Source organism: Ochrobactrum sp. AP1BH01-1, from assembly GCF_018066705.1.
Classification (GTDB): domain Bacteria; phylum Pseudomonadota; class Alphaproteobacteria; order Rhizobiales; family Rhizobiaceae; genus Brucella.
This window is the reverse complement of record NZ_JAGPOU010000002.1, coordinates 21,549-41,992: the sequence shown is the minus strand read 5'-3', so window position 1 is coordinate 41,992 and position 20,444 is coordinate 21,549. Positions and strand designations below refer to the sequence as shown.

The window sequence follows — 20,444 nt, the reverse complement described above, 5'->3', positions numbered from 1 at the left end:
ATCGAAGTCATCATACCGGCTTCTTTCCGAATACCTTGATGTATTCCTCGACGCCGCCCTTGGCCAAAGCCTTGGCTTGCTTCACCCAGTCTTCGCGGTCGATGCGGCCGTGGAAGCTGAGATAGCCGTCAACCCATTCGCGTTCAGCCTTCTTCCAGGAAGCAACCTGCTTGTAGGTGAAGATGCCAAGCTCGTGAAGGGTCTGCTCGATCTTCGGACCGACGCCCGAAATCAGCTTGAGGTCGTCAACAGCTTCCGGGCGTTCCATGGGCTGCGGACGGTTCTTGTCGTCAAGCTTGAAATTCTGCGCGGTTCCGACCGAAGCGGCCTTTTCGGCTGCATTCGAAACCTTGACCTCAGAAGGCGTCTTGAGCGCAGGAGCGGTTTCGGGCGCGTTGGTCACAGGCTTGGCGGCGTTGGACGGAGCGACATTCTTCGCTTCCTCAGCAGCCTTTTCCTCGGCAGCCTTGGCTTCGGCTTCCGCCTTGGCCTTTGCTTCCGCTTCGGCCTTCGCCTTGGCGGTCGCTGCGTCCGATGCCTTGCGGGTTTCAAGACCGATCTTCTTGTAGTCCAGATCTTCGGTCAGCGACGTCAGGCCATTGAGCGGATTGGACGTTTCGCGGTCGATCTGCGGACCCGGCTTGACGGTATCGCCCTTGCCAGCCTCGAAAGCGTCGATGATCTCGGCAAGACGTTCCGGCGTAAGATCTTCGTAGGCGTCCTTGAAAATCATGACCATGGGTGCATTGGCGCAAGCGCCCTGGCATTCCACCTCTTCCCACGACAGCGTTCCGTCGGCATTGAGCTCGAAAGGATCGTGATTGATCTTGTGACGGCAAACATCCATCAGCGCTTCCGCACCACGCAGCATGCATGGCGTGGTACCGCAAACCTGGATGTGGGCGCGCGTGCCAACGGGCTTCAACTGGAACTGCGTATAGAAGGTTGCAACTTCCAGAACGCGGATCAGCGGCATTTCGAGCATGCCTGCAACGTGTTCAATGGCAGCTTTCGTAACCCAGCCATCCTGCTCCTGCGCACGCATGAGCAACGGAATGACGGCCGACTGCTGACGGCCTTCGGGGAATTTTGCAATCGTCTTGAGCGCCCAGGCCTGATTTTCCGCGCTGAACGCGAAAGCGGCTGGCTGGACGGCATCATCTGCGAGACGGCGAACGGACATCAGCGGTCAACCTCACCAAACACGATATCGAGCGAGCCAAGAATTGCCGACACGTCAGCCAGCATATGGCCGCGGCACAGGAAATCCATGGCTTGAAGATGGGCAAAGCCCGGAGCGCGCAGCTTGCAGCGATAAGGCTTGTTGGAGCCATCCGATACGAGGAAGACGCCAAATTCACCCTTCGGGGCTTCAACTGCTGCGTAAACTTCACCGGCAGGCACGTGGTAGCCTTCCGTGTAAAGCTTGAAGTGATGGATGAGCGCTTCCATCGAGCGCTTCATCTCGCCGCGCTTCGGCGGCACGATCTTGTTGTCGGTGTGGGAAACCGGACCGACGCGTTCCTTGCCAAGCAGGAGATCGACGCACTGGCGCATGATCTTCGCCGATTGGCGCATTTCTTCCATGCGGATCAGGTAACGGTCATAGCAGTCGCCGTTCTTGCCGACCGGAATGTCGAATTCCATCTCGTTGTAGCATTCATAAGGCTGCGACTTGCGCAGATCCCATGCAGCGCCCGAACCACGGACCATGACGCCGGAGAAGCCCCATGCCCATGCGTCTTCCAGCTTCACGACGCCGATATCGACGTTACGCTGCTTGAAAATGCGGTTCGGGGTAATGAGGTCATCAAGATTGTTGAGCGTCGTGAAGAACGGATCGATCCATTTGCCGATGTCTTCAACGAGCTGGTCCGGCAGGTCCTGATGGACGCCGCCCGGACGGAAATAGGCCGCGTGCATACGCGCGCCGCAAGCGCGTTCGTAGAACACCATCAGCTTTTCACGTTCCTCGAAGCCCCAGAGCGGCGGCGTCAGCGCGCCAACGTCCATGGCCTGCGTGGTCACGTTGAGAAGGTGGTTCAGGATACGGCCGATTTCCGAATAGAGAACGCGGATGAGCTGGCCGCGCTTCGGCACATCGATGCCCAGCAGGCGTTCGACGGCGAGCGCATAGGCGTGCTCCTGGTTCATCGGCGCGACGTAATCGAGGCGGTCGAGATAAGGCAGGGCCTGAAGATAGGTCTTGGCTTCCATCAGCTTTTCGGTGCCGCGATGCAGCAGACCGATATGCGGATCGACGCGCTCGACGACTTCGCCGTCGAGTTCAAGCACCAGACGCAGCACGCCGTGCGCGGCAGGGTGCTGCGGACCGAAGTTGATATTGAAATTGCGGACCTGAGTCTCAGCCATGTTCAGCTTCCTGTTTGGCTGCAAGAGCCGCCAAGAACTCCTCGCCGGTCATCCGGTGGGTGTCATTGGCAAAATCGTAATTCGCAGGCTTGTTATCGATGAAGATTTCTTCGGCGAAATGAAACCGTTCCGGCTCGGCAAAAGCCTGCATCGAAACGACCGTCATTCCATCATGGACACCGCGCCAGAACAGCGACGAACCGCACTTCGAGCAGAAGCGGCGTTCGCCCCATTCCGAAGACGAATAGGTCGAGAGGGCAGCTTCGCCTTCGATTTCGACCGAAGTGCCGCAATTGACGGCCATGAAAGCACCGCCCGACCAACGCCGGCACATGCTGCAATGGCACACATCCATTTCCATCTTTGCCGGAACAGCGGTGAACTTCACCGCCCCGCAAAGACATTGACCGTTCAATCTCTCGCCTGCGCCCATGAGTATGTCCTCAGTTCGCCTTGGCTTTCTCATCGCCCGGCAGAACGTAATCCGTTCCTTCCCACGGCGAGAGGAAGTCGAAGTTGCGGAACTCCTGACGCAGTTGCACAGGTTCGTAGGCGACGCGCTTCAGCTCATCGTTGTAACGAACTTCAACGAAACCGGTGAGCGGGAAGTCCTTGCGCAGCGGATGACCTTCAAAACCGTAGTCGGTCAGGATGCGGCGCAGGTCCGGATGGCCGGAGAACAGGACGCCGTACATGTCGTAGGCTTCGCGTTCATACCATTCGGCGCCGACAAAGACCGGAACCGCGGAAGGCACCAGCGTATCCTCGTCGGCCTGAACCTTGACGCGGATGCGCTGGTTCTGGCGCGGAGACATCAGCTGGTAGACGACATCGAAGCGCTTGGCGCGCTGCGGATAGTCGACGCCCGAAATATCCGTCAGGTTGACGAACTGGCACTGCACATCATCACGCAGGAAAGTCAGAACGCTGATGATGCTGGCAACCGGAACCGAAAGCGTCAGCTCGCCATAGGCAAGCTTCGCCTCTTCGATCGCATCGCCGAGGCGTTCCTTGATGTAGCCGGAAAGTTCACCGAGAGCTTCTTCGCTCATGATCAAATGTCCTTTTCTTCGGCCTTAGCGTTCAATCGTGCCGGTGCGGCGGATCTTCTTCTGCAGGAGAAGAATGCCGTACAGCAGCGCTTCAGCAGTCGGAGGGCAGCCCGGAACATAAATGTCGACCGGAACCACGCGGTCGCAGCCACGCACCACCGAATAGGAATAGTGGTAGTAGCCGCCGCCATTGGCGCAGGAACCCATCGAGATAACGTAACGCGGCTCCGGCATCTGGTCGTAGACCTTGCGCAGAGCGGGCGCCATCTTGTTGGTCAGCGTGCCTGCAACGATCATCACGTCGGACTGTCGCGGTGAAGCGCGCGGAGCGATACCGAAACGCTCGGCATCGTAACGCGGCATGGAAATGTGCATCATTTCCACGGCGCAGCATGCAAGACCGAAGGTCATCCACATCAGTGAGCCGGTACGCGCCCAGGTAATCAGAGCGTCAGCAGAGGTGACGATGAAGCCCTTGTCGGAAAGCTCGCTGTTCAGATCGTTGAAGAATGCATCGTCGGAACCGACAGGCTTGCCCGTGCGCGGGTCAAGAATGCCCTTCGGCTGCGGAGCCACGAGCGTTGTGTTGGCTGAGGTCAATCCCATTCCAGCGCTCCCTTCTTCCATTCATAGATGAAGCCGATGGTCAGAACGCCAAGGAACACCATCATCGACGCAAAGCCGAACCAGCCGATTTCACCAAAGGACACGGCCCACGGGAAAAGGAAGGCGACTTCCAGATCGAAGATGATGAAGAGAATCGACACCAGATAGAAACGGATGTCGAACTTCATACGGGCGTCATCGAAGGCATTGAAGCCGCACTCGTAAGCGGAAAGCTTTTCCGGGTCCGGCTGTCTGTAAGCGACAAGAAACGGCGCAACCAGAAGGGCTACGCCAATTACCATCGCAATGCCGAGAAAGATGACGATCGGCAGGTAGGAACTTAAAAGCTCGTTCATGGTCCTTTATCCGGCTTGAATACGAGGCTGCGCCGCCTGTCATAAGCTTTTTGGAGCTGACGACCATGCGACACATTGCATCTGTTGCAACCCCGTCGCCCCAAGCAGCTTCAAAAGGCATGCCGTGCGAACTAAGCGCTTTTCGCCGGGACGGTTATCGCAGCGCGTGCGCAAGCGCAACCCCTCCGGCACGATCTATTGGGCAAAGTCGAGCCAAGATGCTTAACAAGCCATGCATCCGGCCCGCTTATCCCCCTTAAAACCCCTATAACATGAAAAGATCATAATTTCGTGAGGAAAAGTCGCACGGGCTGCCTCACTTGGCAATCGCCGGGAGAATCAACTGCCGGCAAGTTGGGAATGAAAATCAGGGGGTTCAGCGCCCGCTTGAAAATGCGCTCATGGAGCAGCCGAAGCCCCTGCGCCAACCAGCCTGCCCGGCAGATAAAGCACGAGCGATGCCGCTCCCCTGATTGCGGAAGCCCCGTCCGCCAGAACCGCCTGTCCCGTCGTCTGGCCTGCCCGCGCATTCAACGCACCCAGCGAAAGGGTGCCATCGCTGACCAGAGCCATGAGTGACGGCGAAGACGCAAAGACATTGTGCGCGCCGCCATCCAGATCGGTGGCGTCTATCACCGCTATTCCATATTTCTGGAGCGTCGGAATACTGGTGCCGTCCCCCACCCGCGCATGACCGCCGGTAATGAGGGATGAGACGCCGAGCGCGCGGTCGCTGCGCGAGGTCATCACCGCTGTCGGACGCGGCATGGGGTCGATATCCCTTATCTGCTTTTCAAACACGTCGAGGTCGATGTCCGGTGCGGCGAGCAGCAGCGCCGTGATGCGGCGCAGCACATTCTTTTCGCCGCGCAGCGACAGGGTTCTCAAGGCCTCCATGGTAACGAAGCCACCCATGGAGTGCCCGACGAGAACGATACGCTCGGCCTTGCTGCGCGCGACAAGTTCGAGCAACCGCGCCAGACCGTCCCGCGCAAAGTCGGCGCTGTCGCGGTCGTAGACATAAAGGCCCAGATCGCCGCCCGATGGCCAGGCATATTCAACCGCCACCGACTTCATCTTGTAGTCATGGACGAATTGCGCGGTGCGGAATGTGCTGTCGGCAAAATTATTGTTGTAGCCGTGCACGAAGATCAGGATTTCCCTGTCCTTCGGCCCCTGCTTCGCCAGGGCTGCATTCAATAGTGCGAGAAATTGCTCCGCATTGTCGTATGGCTGGAACGCCGTGGCTGCGAAATTTTTGGCCGGGTCGGGCTTGTAGCCGGTCGACTCGACCTGTCCTTTGACGTGGGCTGCCGGAATGCCGACATCGACCTGCGCGAAATTCAGTGTCTTGGAGCGATTTGAATTGTAGGGCTGCGAGAAGTCGTCCGAGCGCTGGCGGCTCGTCGCAACGTAGATGGGAACCACCGCCGCCGGCTTCGCGGGCTTGACGATGGCGGCTTCGGCCGCTGCCACCGATTGCGGGCTCGAATTCGGTCCGTGCCACAACACGGCGCGGGGCGTGCCGCAGCCGGCAAGAATCAAAAACGTTGCAAGCACACCAAGAAAAGCGCGTCGGGTCATCGTCGCAGCGATCCGTTCCTGTCAGCCGGTCCCACGCGATTGAAAACAGGAAATCGGTTGCTTGGCAATGCATGGGCGAAACGGCTGGCCTCGACTTCCACGATTCCGCTTGAAAGGTCGCCTGTCCTAACGATGGAAAATTCCGTTCGCATTTGCGGCCAAAGTTGGAATGGAAACATTCCGGAGGGCGATGGCTTTGCGAAGCAATGCCTTCAGATCGCATTCGCACCGGCTATCATGAATGCATAGTCGGCCAAAGCAAGCGAAAGGAGATCACGCATGAGCCATTATCTGCTCGCCAGCGGCGATCTTCTGGTCATTGCCGCGATAATCCTGTCGGTTGCCTATCTGTCCTGGAAACAATTTTCCAAGTAGCAGGCCCACGGTCGGCATCTCACGAATTTTTCTGAAGAGAAGGCGGTTCGGCGCCACTTTCGCGTCAACGTTCAATCTATCGATCTGTTGAGAGGAAAGTGGCGCGAGTGACGGGGCTCGAACCCGCGACCTCCGGCGTGACAGGCCGGCACTCTAACCAACTGAGCTACACCCGCGCATCTTTCTCGGCAGCCTTGCGGCTGCGTCGCACCGGCGTTTCCGTCCGGTGTGAGCGGTCGTTTAAGGGGTTCTCGAACAAGTGTCAAGCGCGTGTTTGGAGAAGATTTGCGATATTGGAAAAATCATTCACAGGACGTTTCAACGTCCGTTCAATGTCAGCAATTCCAAGCATTCCCAATTAAATTGAATCATTGGAAAGGCTCGCTCTTTTTCCGCGCATTATCCTACGCAAAACCGCTCCGCACTTTTGCTGGAAATGCTCGCTCTTTTTCTGCGCATTATCCTGCGCAAAACCGCTCCGCACTTTTGCTGGAAATGCGCTGGATGAAAAGAAGTGAAACGGCGGTGGGCGCCACTTTCGTGTCAACGTTCAATCTATCGATTTGTTGAGAGGAAAGTGGCGCGAGTGACGGGGCTCGAACCCGCGACCTCCGGCGTGACAGGCCGGCACTCTAACCAACTGAGCTACACCCGCGCATTTCTCGGCAGCCCTGAGGCTGCGTCGCACCGGCGTTTCCGTCCGGTGTGAGCGGTCGTTTAAGGGGTTCTCGAACAAGTGTCAAGCAAGGGTCATGAAGAAAGAATAAGATTTTTCGATTTTGCCGCGGAACGCCCGATTTACGGGCTTTTTCAATGACATCAAACTTATCCACAAGGCCGGACCATACCCCCGAAATCGCACCGTCTTTCAGAATCATAGCATCGCGCCATCCGGACACCCTCCCCGCTACAAAAGCAGGCACGAAACGCCGCTTGATTTCATACCAACCAGTTGGTATTATTTCGTCAGGAGCAAGAACATGGCACGCAAACCGAACCCATTGACCCGAACCAACCTGCTCGATGCAGCGTTGCACGTCATTCGCACGAAGGGTTACACGGCCACGACGGTCGATGACATCTGCGCAAGGGCATCCTTGTCCAAAGGCGCTTTCTTTCACCATTTCTCCAGCAAGGAAGATCTGGCCGTTGCCGCCGCGAACTATTGGTCGGAAACGACAGGTGCACTTTTTGCCGATGCCGCCTATCACGCTCCCGAAGACCCGCTTGATCGCGTGCTGGCCTATGTCGAGCTGCGCAAGCAGCTGATTGAAGGCGAGCTGCCTGACTTCACCTGCCTCGTCGGCACCATGACGCAGGAGGTCTATGAGACCAATTCCGTTATCCGGGATGCCTGCTGGGCCAGCATTTCAAGCCATGCGGACACGCTTGTCCCCGATATAGCAGCCGCGATGGAACGCTATGCGGTTGCCGGTGATTTCACCGCCGAAAGCCTCGCCCTTCATACCCAGGCCGTGATCCAGGGGGCGTTCATCATCGCCAAGGCAAGTGGCGACCCGCAGCGAGCGATCGAAAGCATCGACCATCTCAAGCGATATATAAGCCTGCTCTTCAAACATCCCGCCACCGCCCACTGAACTGAAAAGCGAAAAATGGAGGAAACCATGCCCAGCACTATTCGCCTGCACCGTGTATTCGCCACCAAGCCGGAAAAGGTCTATCGCGCATTCGTCGAGCCGGACGCGATGGCAAGCTGGTTGCCGCCTTACGGCTTTATCTGCACCGTCCATGAGATGGACGCAAAGGTCGGCGGCAAGCACAAAATGTCGTTCCGGAACTTCACGACAGGCCAGAGCCATTCTTTCGGCGGCACTTATGTTGAACTCGTTCCGGGGGAAAAGCTTGTCTATACGGACAGTTTCGACGATCCGAACCTGCCGGGCGAAATGAAAGTCACGATCACGCTGAAAGCCGTTTCGGTCGGGACGGAAATCAATATCGAACAGCAGGGCGTGCCCGATATCATCCCCGCTGAAGCCTGCTATCTCGGCTGGCAGGAATCTCTCGAAAAACTGAAGAAGCTGGTCGAGCCTGAAATCAACCAGTAATCCCACATCAGGGATCAGGCGCGGGGCGGGCAGCAAAGACTGCCCGCCCCGCGTTATCGATTGAATGGAATATCGGACAGAATTTCCCGTCTTCTTTGAGATACAACAAATCCGGTTTGCGCCTGTCACTCTAGAATGGCTCGGATGATGATGCGGCCATGACTTGAACCTTCGGAATTTGTGACTATCTTGCCCTTATGGCGTGTGCTGCGTGCGCCCAGGGACTGCCCTGAATACGGAGACTGTTTTTAACCGTTTCTATCAGGGAGCTGCCATGGCTGGTCGCATTCAAAATACTATACGCAATTTTCTCGACAGCGAGTCGTCAGGCGGCCTGTTGCTCATAGCTTCAGCTATAGCGGCGTTGGCCGTTGCCAATTCCCAGCTTTCAGAAGCCTATTTCAGCGCTCTTCATGCCTATCTGGGGCCCCTTTCGGTCCAGCATTGGGTTAACGATGCGCTGATGGCGGTGTTCTTCCTGATGGTCGGTCTGGAGATCAAGCGCGAGATGGTCGACGGCCACCTTTCGTCATGGCCGCGCCGGATTCTGCCGGGAGCCGCCGCAGCGGCTGGCATGGCGGTGCCGGCCCTGGTCTATCTTGCCTTCAATCTCAACAGCGGCGCTTCTCACGGTTGGGCCATCCCGGCTGCGACCGATATCGCATTTGCGCTTGGCGTTATTTCGTTGCTTGGACCACGGGTGCCGACATCGCTGAAGGTGTTTCTCGCCGCCCTTGCCATCATCGACGATCTTGGCGCAGTGATTATCATCGGGCTGTTTTATACGTCCGGCGTTTCATTGATGAATCTGGGGCTGGCCGCAGCAGTCGTCGGCGCCCTTCTGGCCTTGAACCTCACGGGCGTGAAGCGTCTGACGCCTTACTTGCTGCTGGGCCTCCTCCTTTGGTTCTTCACCTATCGTTCCGGTGTTCACGCGACGATTGCAGGCGTTCTGCTGGCGCTGACCATTCCGATCAAGCGCACGCCCGCCAAGCCGGAATCGTCCATCTCGGAAAGCCCGCTACACCTGCTTGAGCATAGCCTGATCAAGCCGGTTTCGTTCATCATCGTCCCCATATTCGGCTTCGCCAATGCCGGTGTCAGCTTTTCCGGCCTCGGCATGGAAGCACTCGTAGCGCCGGTGACGATGGGCGTCGCCGCCGGTCTGGCAATCGGCAAGCTCGTCGGTATTTTCGGCGCTGTGCTGCTGCTCGTAAAAAGCGGAACTGTGGGCCTGCCGGCCGGTGCAAGCTGGGCACAGATGCTGGGGACCACGCTTTTGTGCGGCATAGGCTTCACGATGAGCCTGTTCATCTCGCTGCTCGCCTTCGATGATGTGTTGCTGCAGAACGAAGCGAAGATCGGGATATTGATCGGTTCGCTTGTTGCCGGGCTTGCCGGTTTCATCGTCCTGCGCTTTGCAAAACGCGGCGACGGGCGAAACTTCAGTCAATAAGCATCGTCCCATCATTCAAGGCGGGTATAGAAAGACTGCTATCCCCGCTTTGCATTGTGCGTTTCGTCAGACGGCTTCCAGATTCTGTAGCGGATTTCAAAGCCGTCTTTCGCATAGATGACAATCGGGAGACGGCTGTTATAGCGAAGCATGAAATTCTCGCCGCGCACAGGCACGAAATCGGTTCGTTTGCTGCCTTCCGGGCAAGCCATCAGCGTGCCCGACATGCGGTCGCTTGCCGCGAGGGTGAAATAGTCGAAGCCCCAGCCCTCAACGGTGCCCGGTGTCAAACTTCCGCCGAACCAGCTGATATTGCAGTCCACGGTTGCGTTGCGGCCCGCGATGATTTCCACTTTGGCATCGTGCTCATTCTCAAGCGGCGGAAGATGGATGACATAGCGGTAGGAACCGGACGCCGCTGCCGGAAAAGCTTCGAGGTTCCTTTCAGATTCGGTCCTGCCCTCAGCGCTCGCGCCATGGGAAAGTCCGAAGCTGCCCGCGATCAGCGCTATTTGTAAGAATTGTCTCACTTTCATGGTCGTGCTCTCGTTTTCTATCGGGTTCCCGCTATCGCAATAACGGAAAGGCGTCTGCCGGAAATTTCACTCTTGCACGGTTTCCGAAGCTGAATCCTTTTTCTCCTCAGACCGCCTGCCCAAGCGCCCCGGCAAATACTCGGCCAGACGCTGAATAACGAAATAGAGACCGGGGGTGAGAAGCAATCCCAGAGTGGTCGCGGCGACCATCCCGCCGAAGATAGTGACGCCGACGGCCTGTCTTGCGCCTGCCCCGGCGCCAGACGAAAGGATGAGAGGCAGAATGCCGAGGATGAAGGAAACGGCTGTCATCATGACCGCACGAAAACGCTGTTCGGCACCGGCACGGGCTGCCTCCCCGGCTGTCAGACCGGCCTCGCGCTGCTCCTTGGCGAATTCCACAATCAGGATCGCATTTTTTGCGGCAAGCCCGATCAGCAACACCATCGCGATCTGCACATAGAGACTGTTCTGCAGCCCGAAGAATGTGAGACCCGCGACAGCGCCCAGCAGCGCCGCGCCCAATGACAGGATGACGATTGCGGGCAAGGCCCAGCTTTCATATTGGGCGACAAGGAAAAGATAGGCGAAAAGGAAAGCAAGCGCGAAGACGATTGCCTCCTGACCGCTGCTCCTTCTTTCCTGGAAGGACAATCCGGACCATTCATAGCCATAGCCTTCCGGCAAGGTTTCCGAAGCAACCTGCTCCATCGCCGCCATGGCCTGTCCGCTGCTCCAACCCGGAGCGGTTACGGCATTCACCTGCGCCGAAGCCGAAAGATTGTATCGGGTGATGACGAACGGTGCCAGCACCGTGGTCAGTGACACCACACTTCTTAGCGGCACCATGGCTCCGCTGCGGTTCCTGACATGGAGTTTGAGGATATCCTCGCTGTGCGCGCGGAAGTCGGAATCGGCCTGCAGATTGACCTGAAATACCCTTCCGTTCAGCGTAAAATCATTGACGTAGCGCGAGCCGAAATTCGCACCGATAGAGGCATAAATATCCGATACGCTGAGGCCAAGGGCTTCGGCGCGGGAACGGTCGACATCGACATAGATCTGCGGGACGTTGGCGTTGAACGTGGTTGCCGCGCCGCCGATCTCCGGCCGCTGATTGAAGTAGCCGAGCAAGGCGCCTGTCACCTGCGCTATTTCCTGCGGAGGCTGGCCCTGCAAGGCTTGCAAACGGAAATCGAGGCCGCCAACTGCGCCCATGCCAGCGATTGCGGGGGGCGCGAATACCGCAACATTTGCGCCCGGCACCTGCGAGAACTGCGCGCGCAAGCCATTGACGATATTGTTGAGCTGCAATGCCTTCGTCTCGCGGTCCGCCCATGGCGCAAGCGCTGCAACGGCCATGGCGCTATTGGGCGTGCTCGTTGATTGCAGGATGCTGAACCCAGAGACCGTTATGACATCCTGAACGCCTTCGGTCTCGCTCAAGACCTTGCGCACATTCTCGACAATCAGGTTTGTACGGTCGAGCGAAGCGGCGCTTGGCAGCTGTATGTCGACAAAGAGCGCGCCCTGATCTTCATCAGGCAGGAAGGTTGCAGGAAGATTGACGAAGACGAAATAGGCCAGCACGAAACACGCGATCACACCTGCAACCGGTATAATCCAGCGCTTCACCAGAATGCCGACGATCTTGCCGTAGCCCTTGCGGGTTTTCTCCATGAAATTTGAAAACCACGCCAGCGGGCCGCGACGGTAACCGCCTTCGCCATGCCTGAGCAGAAACGCCGCAAGCGCCGGGCTGAGCGTCAGGGCGACGAATGAAGAAAGTACCAGAGCCGAAGAGATGGTGACTGCGAACTGCCGGTAAAGCTGTCCGCCAATCCCTTCGAGAAAGGCAGTCGGCGTCACCACCGCCAGCAGGACGAGCGTCGTGGAAATGATTGGCCCGGTGATCTGGTGCATCGCCTTGCGCGTCGCTTCAATGACCGAAATCTCCGGCTCATCCTCCAGCACATGCTTGACGTTTTCCACGACCAGGATCGCATCGTCCACCACAAGCCCGATGGCAAGGACGAGGGCCAGCAGCGAGATCATGTTCAGCGAATAGCCGACAGCAAACAGCACCGCCACCGCGCCCAGCATCGAGACCGGTATGGCCAGCGCCGAAATCAGCGTTGCCCGCCAGTCCTGCAGGAAGATGAATGTGACCGCGAGGACGATCACGAAAGCCTCGAACAATGTTCGTGTCGTCAGTTGCAGGCTGGCCTCGACGAACCGTGTCGCATCGTAGACAACATGATATTGCAGCCCCGCAGGAAATCTGGATGACAGGCGCTCAAGCTCTGCTTCCACGGCTGTCGCGGTCTGGATCGCATTGGCGCCGGGCGACTGGTTGATCTGCAACATCGCCGATTCATGGCCGGCAAAACTTGCTCTCGAAGCATAGTTGCGAGCGCCAAGCTCAAGGCGCGCGATGTCGCGCAGGAACACTTTCGCGCCATCTGCCCCGGTACGAATGACAATGTTTCCAAATTCATCCGTGTCTCGAAGTCGCCCCTCGGCCACCAGCGTATATTGCAGCTCCGTGCCCACACGCATGGGCGGCGCGCCTGCCTGACCAAGCGTCGCCTGGATATTCTGGCGCTGGATCGCCGCCGAAACCTCGTCGACCGTTATACCGAGCGCGTCCATTCGTTGCGGATTGAGCCAGACGCGCATCGAATATTCCGATGCGCCGACAACGCTCGCTTCACCGACGCCGGGCACGCGGGCCAGCGCATCGACAATCGTGGTCGTGGCGAAATTGGTGATTTCCAGTGCGTTCAGGCTGTCATCCGGCGAGTAGAACGCTATGCCCAACACGAAATCCGGTGAGCGGGACCGGACCGATACGCCCTGTTGCGCCACGGCTGCTGGCAGACGGGAGATCGCCAGTTGCGCGCGGTTCTGAACATTGATCTGCGCGAGCTCGGGATCGGTCCCCACTTCAAAAGTGACGGACAGCGAATATTGCCCGGCATTGGAGCTGGTGGATGACATGTACATCATGCCATCGACACCGTTGATGGCCGTTTCCAGAGGCCCGCCGACAACATCGGCGATCACCTCGGCGCTCGCGCCGGGGTAAGCGGCCGATACATTCACCGTTGGCGGTGTGATCTGCGGATATTGCTGGACAGGCAATGAAAAGATCGCAATCGCACCCGCGATGGAAATGATGATCGAGATGACGATTGCGAGGCGGGTTCGCCTTATGAAGATTTCGGAAATCATTGCCCCACCCCTGCACTGCCGGGGATCGGGTCGCGGGGAGATACGGCCTGCCCGTCTGCGATGCGCTGCAAGCCCTCGACGACAATCGTTTCGCCGGACTTGAGGCCATCGGTGACGGACCAGCCATTGTCGATGCGCGCGCCAGTTGTGACCGGACGCCGGGAAACCGTGTTTCCTTCGTTGAGAACATAGACATATTTGCCCTGTCGGTCCTGCAACACGGACGACATGGGGACTATCGGCAATTCACCGACCGTCTCATCCAGCAGGCTGACGGCAACCACCTGCCCTGGGACCAGAATATGGTTGGGGTTGGCAAACAGCGCACGCACCGCCACGGTGCCAGTCTGTGCGCTCACCTCATTGTCGATAAACTGGATGGTCCCGCGTTCGCCATATTGCGTATCATTGGCCAGCGTCAGGGTCAGCCTGAAACTCCCCGGATTGACCGTTCCGCCACCCGCCTCCTTTTGTCGGATAGCGACCAGCGCGCGGTCCGGGATGGAAAACACGACACGTACGGGGTCAAGCTGCACAATGCGCGCGAGCGGTCCCATGCTCGGTCCGACGAGATTGCCGACTGTAAAAAGCGAACGCCCTATGGTCCCGTCGATCGGCGCTCTGACCTGCGTATAGGAGAGATTGAGCCGGGCATTGTTGAGCGCTGCCTCGGCGTTCTGCACATCCGCCGTGGCGATGTCGAATGCAGCCTGCGCTTCATCGAGAGCGGCTTGTGAAGCGGTATTGCGGTTGGCGAGGGTTCGCGTTCGCGACAGCGTTTGTCGGGCGGCATTCTGGGCGGCTTCGGCACGCGCAACCTGTGCCTGGGCCGACATGACCGCTGCCTGCATCTGATCCGGCTCGATTTCAAAAAGGAGATCGCCCGCCTTTACCGCCGATCCCTGCTCAAAGGCCTTTTCTTTCAGAAAACCCGTGACCCGCGCCTGTATATCGACGGCTTCGATTGCCTCTACCTGTCCGTTGAAACGAAGTGGCGCGCTTGCGGGCGCCAACTCCACCTTGCGCACGACCACAGGAGGCGCTGCGCCGGCTGGAGCCTGCTGAGCGAGGCCGGGCTGCAGGGGCAAAGCCCACAGCATCGATACAATGGCGGCGGTAACAGAACGACGAACGACAGACTTCTTCAATTGCGTGTCCTCCCTCCGGGACGGCATCGGTCGATCACTCACGCATTTCGGGTACTCAAGGCTATTCCGATATAGGCGACACCCGCGATCAGCAGCGCGATTCCTGCAATCGATCCGGACGGCAGGTCACGCGTCAAAGGCCACTTCACCACAAGAGCGGCGCTGGCGGTCCAGGCGATGAGGCCGGACAGCGTAAACCACCACCAGCCGCTTGTCGGTCTGATTTTCCAGGAAAGCGCCAGCTGAAGGAAACCATGGACAAACACAACGATTGCAATCAGCAGTGTAATGGCAAGCGCACCTTTGAGCGGGTTCAGATAGATCATGATCCCGCCTATAAGCTCCACGACGCCGGACAGTTCCTGCCAGACAAAGCCGGCCCAGCTCTTGATCCAGAGCGACTGGATTATCTTGACGAGACCGATGACCATCAGGACCAGGCCGAACATGGTACTGGCAGCAAAATCCGAGATGACCGGCAAGAACAGGCAGAGTATTCCCCCTGCTGCAAGCAGAATGCCGATACCGAGAAAACTTTTCCATTTTCTCTGTTCGACTGTCTTGCGTTCCATTAACTGCAGTTGCTGAACGTCCATTGCGGACCCCTCTATGTTAAAAGGGATGCGTTACTGCGAATATGAAAGTATGTGCATGTTTTGATATAATAGTACAGCCTGCTTGCAATAAAACCAGAGGGCTGCTCACCACTCGCCATCTTCCAGTTTCAGCCAGCTTGTTGAGGTGATGCTGGAACGCAAGCTCATCTGCGCGACCAGCGCTTCGACCAGCCGGTCGTCTTCGTTGCCGGCGAACAGCGTCGCCTCTATTTCGACCTCATTGCTTCCTTCGATGTGATGACTCCGGATCGCGTGGAAGCGGAGTTTCTTCAGATCGAGGGTCTGGATCAGCAGCGCCCTGACCGGAATTTCACTTTCCGCAGGACACCGGAATTTCACGAGATAGTACTGTTCGTTCTCCGGTTCGACGAAGGAATAGCGGTTCACGAGCACCGCGATCCTTGGCAGCGAAATATTGAGGCAGACGATGAAAAACGCCGTTTCGATGGCGAGGGGCCACATCCCGTAGCCGGTCAGAACGCCAACCGCGCCGGTGCTCCATATCGTGGCTGCGGTACTCAGCCCCTTGATGCTTGCACCATCCTTGATAATCAGTCCGGCGCCGAGAAAGCCGATCCCTGTGACAACCTGCGACCCCATTCTCAGATCGTTCTCAAGCCCGAGAGCGTTGGGCAGCGAAGCATAGGCCGCGGCGCCCAATGCCACGAGACCATGCGTCACGAGGCCGGAATGGCGTTGCTTGATCTGGCGTTCGAGACCGATCACGGAACCAAGCAGAAGAGCCAGCCCGAGATTGATCATGATAGACGGGATTGCGACGACTTCCGCCATGCAGGTCCTTTATGCCTTGTGATCGCGCAGGCAATTGCCTTCATACCAAGCAGAGATGGAATTCCATGCGGTCGAACATCCGCATTACAGCTGAATGCCTACCGGCAAAGTCGCTCAACTGAACAGCGGACAGTATAGGCATTCTTTGTGGAGATCAGGAAGACTTCTCATCTCTACGATATCATATTTTAATTATAGTGCTTGAATTATTTCATCTAAAGTAGTTTCATCAAGAAATTCCGGAGGCATTCTTTCCAAAATCGACTGAGGGGTCAGATTGCATGGGTTTGCTTGGAATACTACTCGGACTAGCCCTGCTCATGTGGTTTGCCTATCGCGGCTGGAGCGTCATTCTGCTTTCGCCGGTGGCTGCACTGCTTGTTGCGGTTCTCTCAGGCGAACCACTTCTGGCCAACTGGACGTCGACTTTCATGGGCGGCACCGCAGGCTTCGTCGCCCGGTGGTTTCCGCTTTTTCTGCTTGGCGGCATTTTTGGCAAATTGATGGATGACAGTGGTTCCATCACGTCCATTGCCCGATATCTGACGGAAAAACTCGGTGTAAAGCGCACGATGCTTTCCGTTGTGCTCGCATCGGCAGTCGTCACCTATGGCGGCGTCAGCGTTTTTGTCGCCTTCTTCGTTCTGGTTCCGATGGCTCGGGAAATGTTCAAGGCCGCCAACATACCGGCACGGCTGATGCCAGCGGCCATCGGCCTTGGCGCCTTTACCTTCACCATGTCGGCAATGCCGGGCACGCCTTCCACGAACAATGCCATTCCGATGCCCTACTTCGAAACCACGACTTTTGCGGCGCCGGGACTTGGCATTATCGCCTCCATTATTACTCTTGCGTTCGGCATGTGGTGGCTGCAACGCGCGGAAGCCAAGGTGCGAGCTGCTGGCGAAAACTATGTCGATGATGCGGGCGATCTCGAAATCACCGAAAAAGTCAGGGAACAATCGACGCTGTCTGGCGACTTCGACCCGGCCGAGTTCGAGCACGGTGCGCGCGCCAGCGATCTGCCGCCCTTTTTCTTTGCCATTCTGCCTCTGCTCGTCGTCATCGTCGTCAATTTCCTGATGGCACTGATCATCTTGCCCCGTGTCGATTTCTCCTTTCTGGAGCAGGAGCCATGGGGTATCGACGTCGGATCGTCGATCGGCCTTTGGGCAGTTCTTATTGCGCTGGCAGCGGCCATCGTGACGCTGCTGGCGGTCAATTTCCGGCGGCTGCGGGCAATCCGGGAAAGCCTCGATGCGGGGGCCAATTCCTCGGTCCTGCCGATCCTCACCATAGCAAGCCTCGTCGGCTTCGGTGCAGTCGTGGCTGCCATGCCTGCCTTTACGGTCGTCCGCGATGCCGCGCTGGAGGTGCCCGGCGGTCCCCTCGTCTCGCTGATCGTCGCCATGAACGCACTGGCGGCTCTCACCGGAACGGCATCCGGCGGCATGGCCATCGCACTCAATGCGTTGGGCGACGAATATATGCGGCTGGCGATGCAATATGGGATCAGCCCCGACCTCATGCACCGCCTCACCGTGCTCAGCGCTGGCACGCTGGACGCGCTGCCGCATAACGGCACGGTGCTTCTCCTTCTACAGATCAGCAAGCAAACCCATGCGTCGAGCTATTTCGACATGGTCATGACCGTGATCGTCGGCGTGATCATATCGCTCGCGGTGGTCTTCGTGCTGGGGTCTGTGTTTGGTTCCTTCTAAGCATAATCATTGTTGTTGAAAGGAAGCGAAAATGAAAAGGACATTTCTTCTTGCCGCCGCACTGTTCTCAGTGATGGCAAGCCCTGCTTTCGCGCATCTCAACCCCGCCGAACACGGTTCGTTTGCGGCCGGGTTTTCACACCCCCTGTCCGGCGCCGACCACATACTTGCCATGGTTGCCGTCGGCCTTTGGGCTTCAATGCTTGGCGGAAGGGCGCTCATCGCCGTTCCGCTGAGCTTTGTGGGCGTCATGCTGCTGGGATTCGTAGCCGCCCTCGGCGGTCTGCCGATTCCTTATGTAGAGCCCGTCATCCTCGCATCCGTTATCGTGCTCGGCCTTCTCGTGGCCGTGGCATTCCGTGCATCGACCCCGGTTGCTGCACTTATCGTCGGGTTCTTCGCATTTTTCCATGGCTATGCGCATGGCGGAGAAATCGGCGGCGCTGCGTTTCTTTCCTATGGTGCCGGTTTTGCGCTTGCGACCGCATTGCTTCACGCAGCGGGCATTGGCGTAGGGCTTGCCGCAGGGCGCGCGCTACAGGGATACAGCGGGCAGATGGCAATGCGAGTGGCGGGGGGCTTTGCTGCCCTCAGCGGACTTTATCTGATGGCCGGGTGATGTGAGCGTCATCTTGCTGGATCATTCGAAGAGAAACACCGAACCTGAAATTGAAAATGACAGGCCAGTGCCGGAAATGCCTCTGCATTCTCCGGCACTGCCTATGCTGCATCTCCTGCGGCTGGTCAGTCCCAGCCAGCCGGTGGGTGCATTTTCCTATTCGCGCGGCCTCGAATGGGCCGTCCATGCCGGAACGGTCACGAATGAGGAAAGCTGTGCCGAATGGGTATTCGGCCTTCTGGAACACAGCTACGCCGCGCTCGATGGCGCGATTTTCTGGCGGATGGTTTCGGCCTTGATGCAAAACGACGATGCCGAATTCCACCGGCTGAATGACTGGCTTGGAGCAAGCCGTGAGAGCAGCGAACTTGAACTTGAGGACCGCCGCATGGGCGAGTCCCTGCTCACATTGCTGTCGGATCTTGGTATCGGGCGGGCACGCAGCTTCGCTTCTGACCAGCGCTCGACCTATCCAGCAGCCTTTGCGATTGCAGCATGTCACTGGAATATTGCGCCCGACGATGCGCTGCGCGGCCTGATGTGGAGTGTGGTTGAAAGCCAGATCATGGCTGCAATCCGTTTCGTCCCGCTCGGCCATACGGCTGGCCAGAGGATACTTATCGCTGGCGCAACGAAGATTGAGCGCGCGGCTGAAAAGGCCCGCACGCTGAATGACGATGAAATCGGCAACACGGCTCCCGCACTGGCGATGGCCAGCGCCTGGCACGAGACACAATACAGCCGCCTATTCCGGTCGTGAGCGAAGCGTTTGACGGTATCGCTCGAGATTTTCTTCCGCCGAAGTCGCATCCGGCGGAGCAACCGGCACCAGCGCCTTGAAAGCATACTGACCGATCAGCATCACCCAGGTAACCAGCACGAAGGTCGAGGTCAGCACCGGCATTCCGATCGGTTTCAGGAAGATCGCGACCGAAGCCCACACCCATGTGGACACGATGGCGCCGAAGACCGCGTAAAGGAAGCTGCTCCAGTTGAAAACGAGGAAGAAGCCTCCCAGCGCCATTGCCGTCAACGCCGCGTTATAGCCGAAAAGCCCGTCGCGAATGGCTCCTTCCGGCCCACCGAATGCGGCGGCGATCACCGCTCCTATTATCGCCCCCAGTAGGCCCATCAAGGCACTTATCCGCGAGTGGATCGCGATACCGACAAGCATGATGTAACCGGTAATCCAGTTGTCCTGAAAGAATATCTGCCCGATGGCCGTGCCGACCCCCATGTACCAGGTCGGAAGGTCATAGGGGATGGCGTAGGAAAACTGCTCCGGCGAAACCGGCTTTGCCATCGGCCCGGCGTCGATGGCGTCGAACTTGAGAATGGCGAACAGAAAGAGCCATCCGACCAGCACGAAGGGCATTGTCAGCGGCGCAACCTTGTGCGGGCCCAGCAGCGCTGCGATGCTGGTAAAGGCCATGGTGGAAAAGGCTGCCCCGAAGATCAAATAGATCGTCATGGCGGGCGAAGGCAGCGCACCGCTGCGGAAATCCTCGCTGGTGAACGCGATCAGCGCCAGCGCGACCAAAGCTCCGTTGAACCCGAACAGGCCGTCCCGGATAAGCCCCTTGTCCGCCTTGAGGATGATTGCCGTCAGCGTGCTGGAGACGACTCCAAGCAGGCAGATGAGGGCATAAATCCAGGAATTGACCAGAATGGCGAACAAAATGACCAACCCGGATAGCGGGTTGTTCTGGAACACCACCTGCCCGATGCCGCGCAGCGTCCAGTCGACAAAGCCCAGAGAAGGATGATCCTGCATGGTATTGAGACGCATGGAAGTAATCCCTTCTTTCGTGATCTATTTCCTCCGGCTACGGCATCGGACCCCCAAAATCGAAATCGATTTTCGGAAGCACGATGCGCAGCTTCAACAATTAGAGCGGTTCCTGTT

19 protein-coding genes and 2 tRNA genes are annotated in these 20,444 nt (G+C 57.9%); 6 read left to right on the top strand and 15 right to left on the bottom strand.

The window, feature by feature from the left end; translation table 11 throughout:
- Positions 1-10: 10 nt before the first annotated feature.
- The 9 genes from J9800_RS05600 to J9800_RS05560 all read right to left on the bottom strand — a co-directional run bounded on the left by J9800_RS05600 (position 11) and on the right by J9800_RS05560 (position 7,001).
- Complete coding sequence (locus tag J9800_RS05600; RefSeq protein WP_114215568.1) at positions 11-1,183, bottom strand: NADH-quinone oxidoreductase subunit E; 1,173 nt, start codon at positions 1,181-1,183, stop codon at positions 11-13.
- On the bottom strand, positions 1,183-2,373 hold the full coding sequence (locus J9800_RS05595; protein WP_112587868.1) for an NADH-quinone oxidoreductase subunit D: 1,191 nt from the start codon (positions 2,371-2,373) through the stop codon (positions 1,183-1,185). Before J9800_RS05595 ends, J9800_RS05600 begins: the two co-directional genes overlap by 1 nt.
- Positions 2,366-2,806, bottom strand: coding sequence for a GFA family protein (locus tag J9800_RS05590; protein ID WP_112587867.1), 441 nt, complete (start codon positions 2,804-2,806; stop codon positions 2,366-2,368). The genes J9800_RS05595 and J9800_RS05590 overlap by 8 nt, the downstream gene beginning before the upstream one ends.
- 10 nt (positions 2,807-2,816) lie before the next feature.
- Positions 2,817-3,425 carry an NADH-quinone oxidoreductase subunit C gene (locus J9800_RS05585; protein ID WP_112587866.1) on the bottom strand — a complete coding sequence of 203 codons (609 nt, stop codon included), beginning with the start codon at positions 3,423-3,425 and terminating at the stop codon, positions 2,817-2,819.
- Between the two features lie 24 nt (positions 3,426-3,449).
- On the bottom strand, positions 3,450-4,031 hold the full coding sequence (locus tag J9800_RS05580) for a NuoB/complex I 20 kDa subunit family protein (RefSeq protein WP_112587865.1): 582 nt from the start codon (positions 4,029-4,031) through the stop codon (positions 3,450-3,452).
- Positions 4,022-4,387 (bottom strand): NADH-quinone oxidoreductase subunit A, encoded by a 366-nt coding sequence (locus tag J9800_RS05575; protein ID WP_006466588.1) that lies wholly within the window; start codon positions 4,385-4,387, stop codon positions 4,022-4,024. Before J9800_RS05575 ends, J9800_RS05580 begins: the two co-directional genes overlap by 10 nt.
- A 399-nt stretch (positions 4,388-4,786) precedes the next feature.
- A complete protein-coding gene (locus J9800_RS05570) occupies positions 4,787-5,971 on the bottom strand; it encodes an alpha/beta hydrolase (protein WP_114215569.1) in 1,185 nt (394 codons plus the stop codon).
- Positions 5,972-6,445: 474 nt separating this feature from the next.
- Positions 6,446-6,522 (bottom strand) — tRNA-Asp (locus J9800_RS05565).
- Between the two features lie 402 nt (positions 6,523-6,924).
- A tRNA-Asp gene (locus tag J9800_RS05560) sits at positions 6,925-7,001 on the bottom strand.
- A 325-nt stretch (positions 7,002-7,326) separates the two neighbouring features.
- Here J9800_RS05560 and J9800_RS05555 point away from each other — a divergent pair.
- The 3 genes from J9800_RS05555 to nhaA all read left to right on the top strand — a co-directional run bounded on the left by J9800_RS05555 (position 7,327) and on the right by nhaA (position 9,871).
- Entirely contained in the window at positions 7,327-7,944 is a 618-nt protein-coding gene (locus J9800_RS05555; RefSeq protein WP_114215571.1) for a TetR/AcrR family transcriptional regulator, read from the top strand.
- A 27-nt stretch (positions 7,945-7,971) separates the two neighbouring features.
- Positions 7,972-8,415 carry an SRPBCC family protein gene (locus J9800_RS05550; RefSeq protein WP_114215720.1) on the top strand — a complete coding sequence of 148 codons (444 nt, stop codon included), beginning with the start codon at positions 7,972-7,974 and terminating at the stop codon, positions 8,413-8,415.
- A gap of 274 nt (positions 8,416-8,689) precedes the next feature.
- Positions 8,690-9,871 (top strand): Na+/H+ antiporter NhaA, encoded by a 1,182-nt coding sequence (gene nhaA / locus J9800_RS05545; protein ID WP_112587859.1) that lies wholly within the window; start codon positions 8,690-8,692, stop codon positions 9,869-9,871.
- Positions 9,872-9,909: 38 nt separating this feature from the next.
- On the opposite strand, the gene eco is transcribed toward nhaA, so the two are convergent.
- From eco to J9800_RS05520, 5 genes are all read right to left on the bottom strand, one after another.
- Entirely contained in the window at positions 9,910-10,407 is a 498-nt protein-coding gene (gene eco, locus J9800_RS05540; protein ID WP_114215572.1) for a serine protease inhibitor ecotin, read from the bottom strand.
- Positions 10,408-10,473: 66 nt separating this feature from the next.
- Positions 10,474-13,641 carry an efflux RND transporter permease subunit gene (locus tag J9800_RS05535; protein WP_114215573.1) on the bottom strand — a complete coding sequence of 1,056 codons (3,168 nt, stop codon included), beginning with the start codon at positions 13,639-13,641 and terminating at the stop codon, positions 10,474-10,476.
- Positions 13,638-14,789 carry an efflux RND transporter periplasmic adaptor subunit gene (locus tag J9800_RS05530; protein WP_114215574.1) on the bottom strand — a complete coding sequence of 384 codons (1,152 nt, stop codon included), beginning with the start codon at positions 14,787-14,789 and terminating at the stop codon, positions 13,638-13,640. Before J9800_RS05530 ends, J9800_RS05535 begins: the two co-directional genes overlap by 4 nt.
- Before the next feature lie 38 nt (positions 14,790-14,827).
- Positions 14,828-15,385 carry an HdeD family acid-resistance protein gene (locus J9800_RS05525; RefSeq protein WP_114215575.1) on the bottom strand — a complete coding sequence of 186 codons (558 nt, stop codon included), beginning with the start codon at positions 15,383-15,385 and terminating at the stop codon, positions 14,828-14,830.
- Between the two features lie 105 nt (positions 15,386-15,490).
- On the bottom strand, positions 15,491-16,198 hold the full coding sequence (locus J9800_RS05520; RefSeq protein ID WP_114215576.1) for an MgtC/SapB family protein: 708 nt from the start codon (positions 16,196-16,198) through the stop codon (positions 15,491-15,493).
- Positions 16,199-16,479: 281 nt separating this feature from the next.
- On the opposite strand from J9800_RS05520, the gene J9800_RS05515 reads away from it, so the two are divergent.
- From J9800_RS05515 to J9800_RS05505, 3 genes are read left to right on the top strand one after another with little or no spacing between them, the layout of a single operon-like run.
- A complete protein-coding gene (locus J9800_RS05515) occupies positions 16,480-17,919 on the top strand; it encodes a GntP family permease (protein WP_114215577.1) in 1,440 nt (479 codons plus the stop codon).
- Positions 17,920-17,950: 31 nt separating this feature from the next.
- Positions 17,951-18,538: a HupE/UreJ family protein gene (locus J9800_RS05510; RefSeq protein ID WP_114215578.1), complete on the top strand. Its 588-nt coding sequence runs from the start codon at positions 17,951-17,953 to the stop codon at positions 18,536-18,538.
- A 1-nt stretch (position 18,539) separates the two neighbouring features.
- The gene (locus J9800_RS05505) at positions 18,540-19,298 is read left to right on the top strand and encodes an urease accessory protein UreF (RefSeq protein WP_114215579.1); all 759 of its coding nucleotides are present in this window, start codon (positions 18,540-18,542) and stop codon (positions 19,296-19,298) included.
- Here J9800_RS05505 and J9800_RS05500 read toward each other — a convergent pair.
- Entirely contained in the window at positions 19,284-20,327 is a 1,044-nt protein-coding gene (locus J9800_RS05500) for an urea transporter (protein ID WP_114215580.1), read from the bottom strand. The two genes, J9800_RS05505 and J9800_RS05500, sit on opposite strands and share 15 nt — an antisense overlap.
- Between the last annotated feature and the right edge of the window lie 117 nt (positions 20,328-20,444).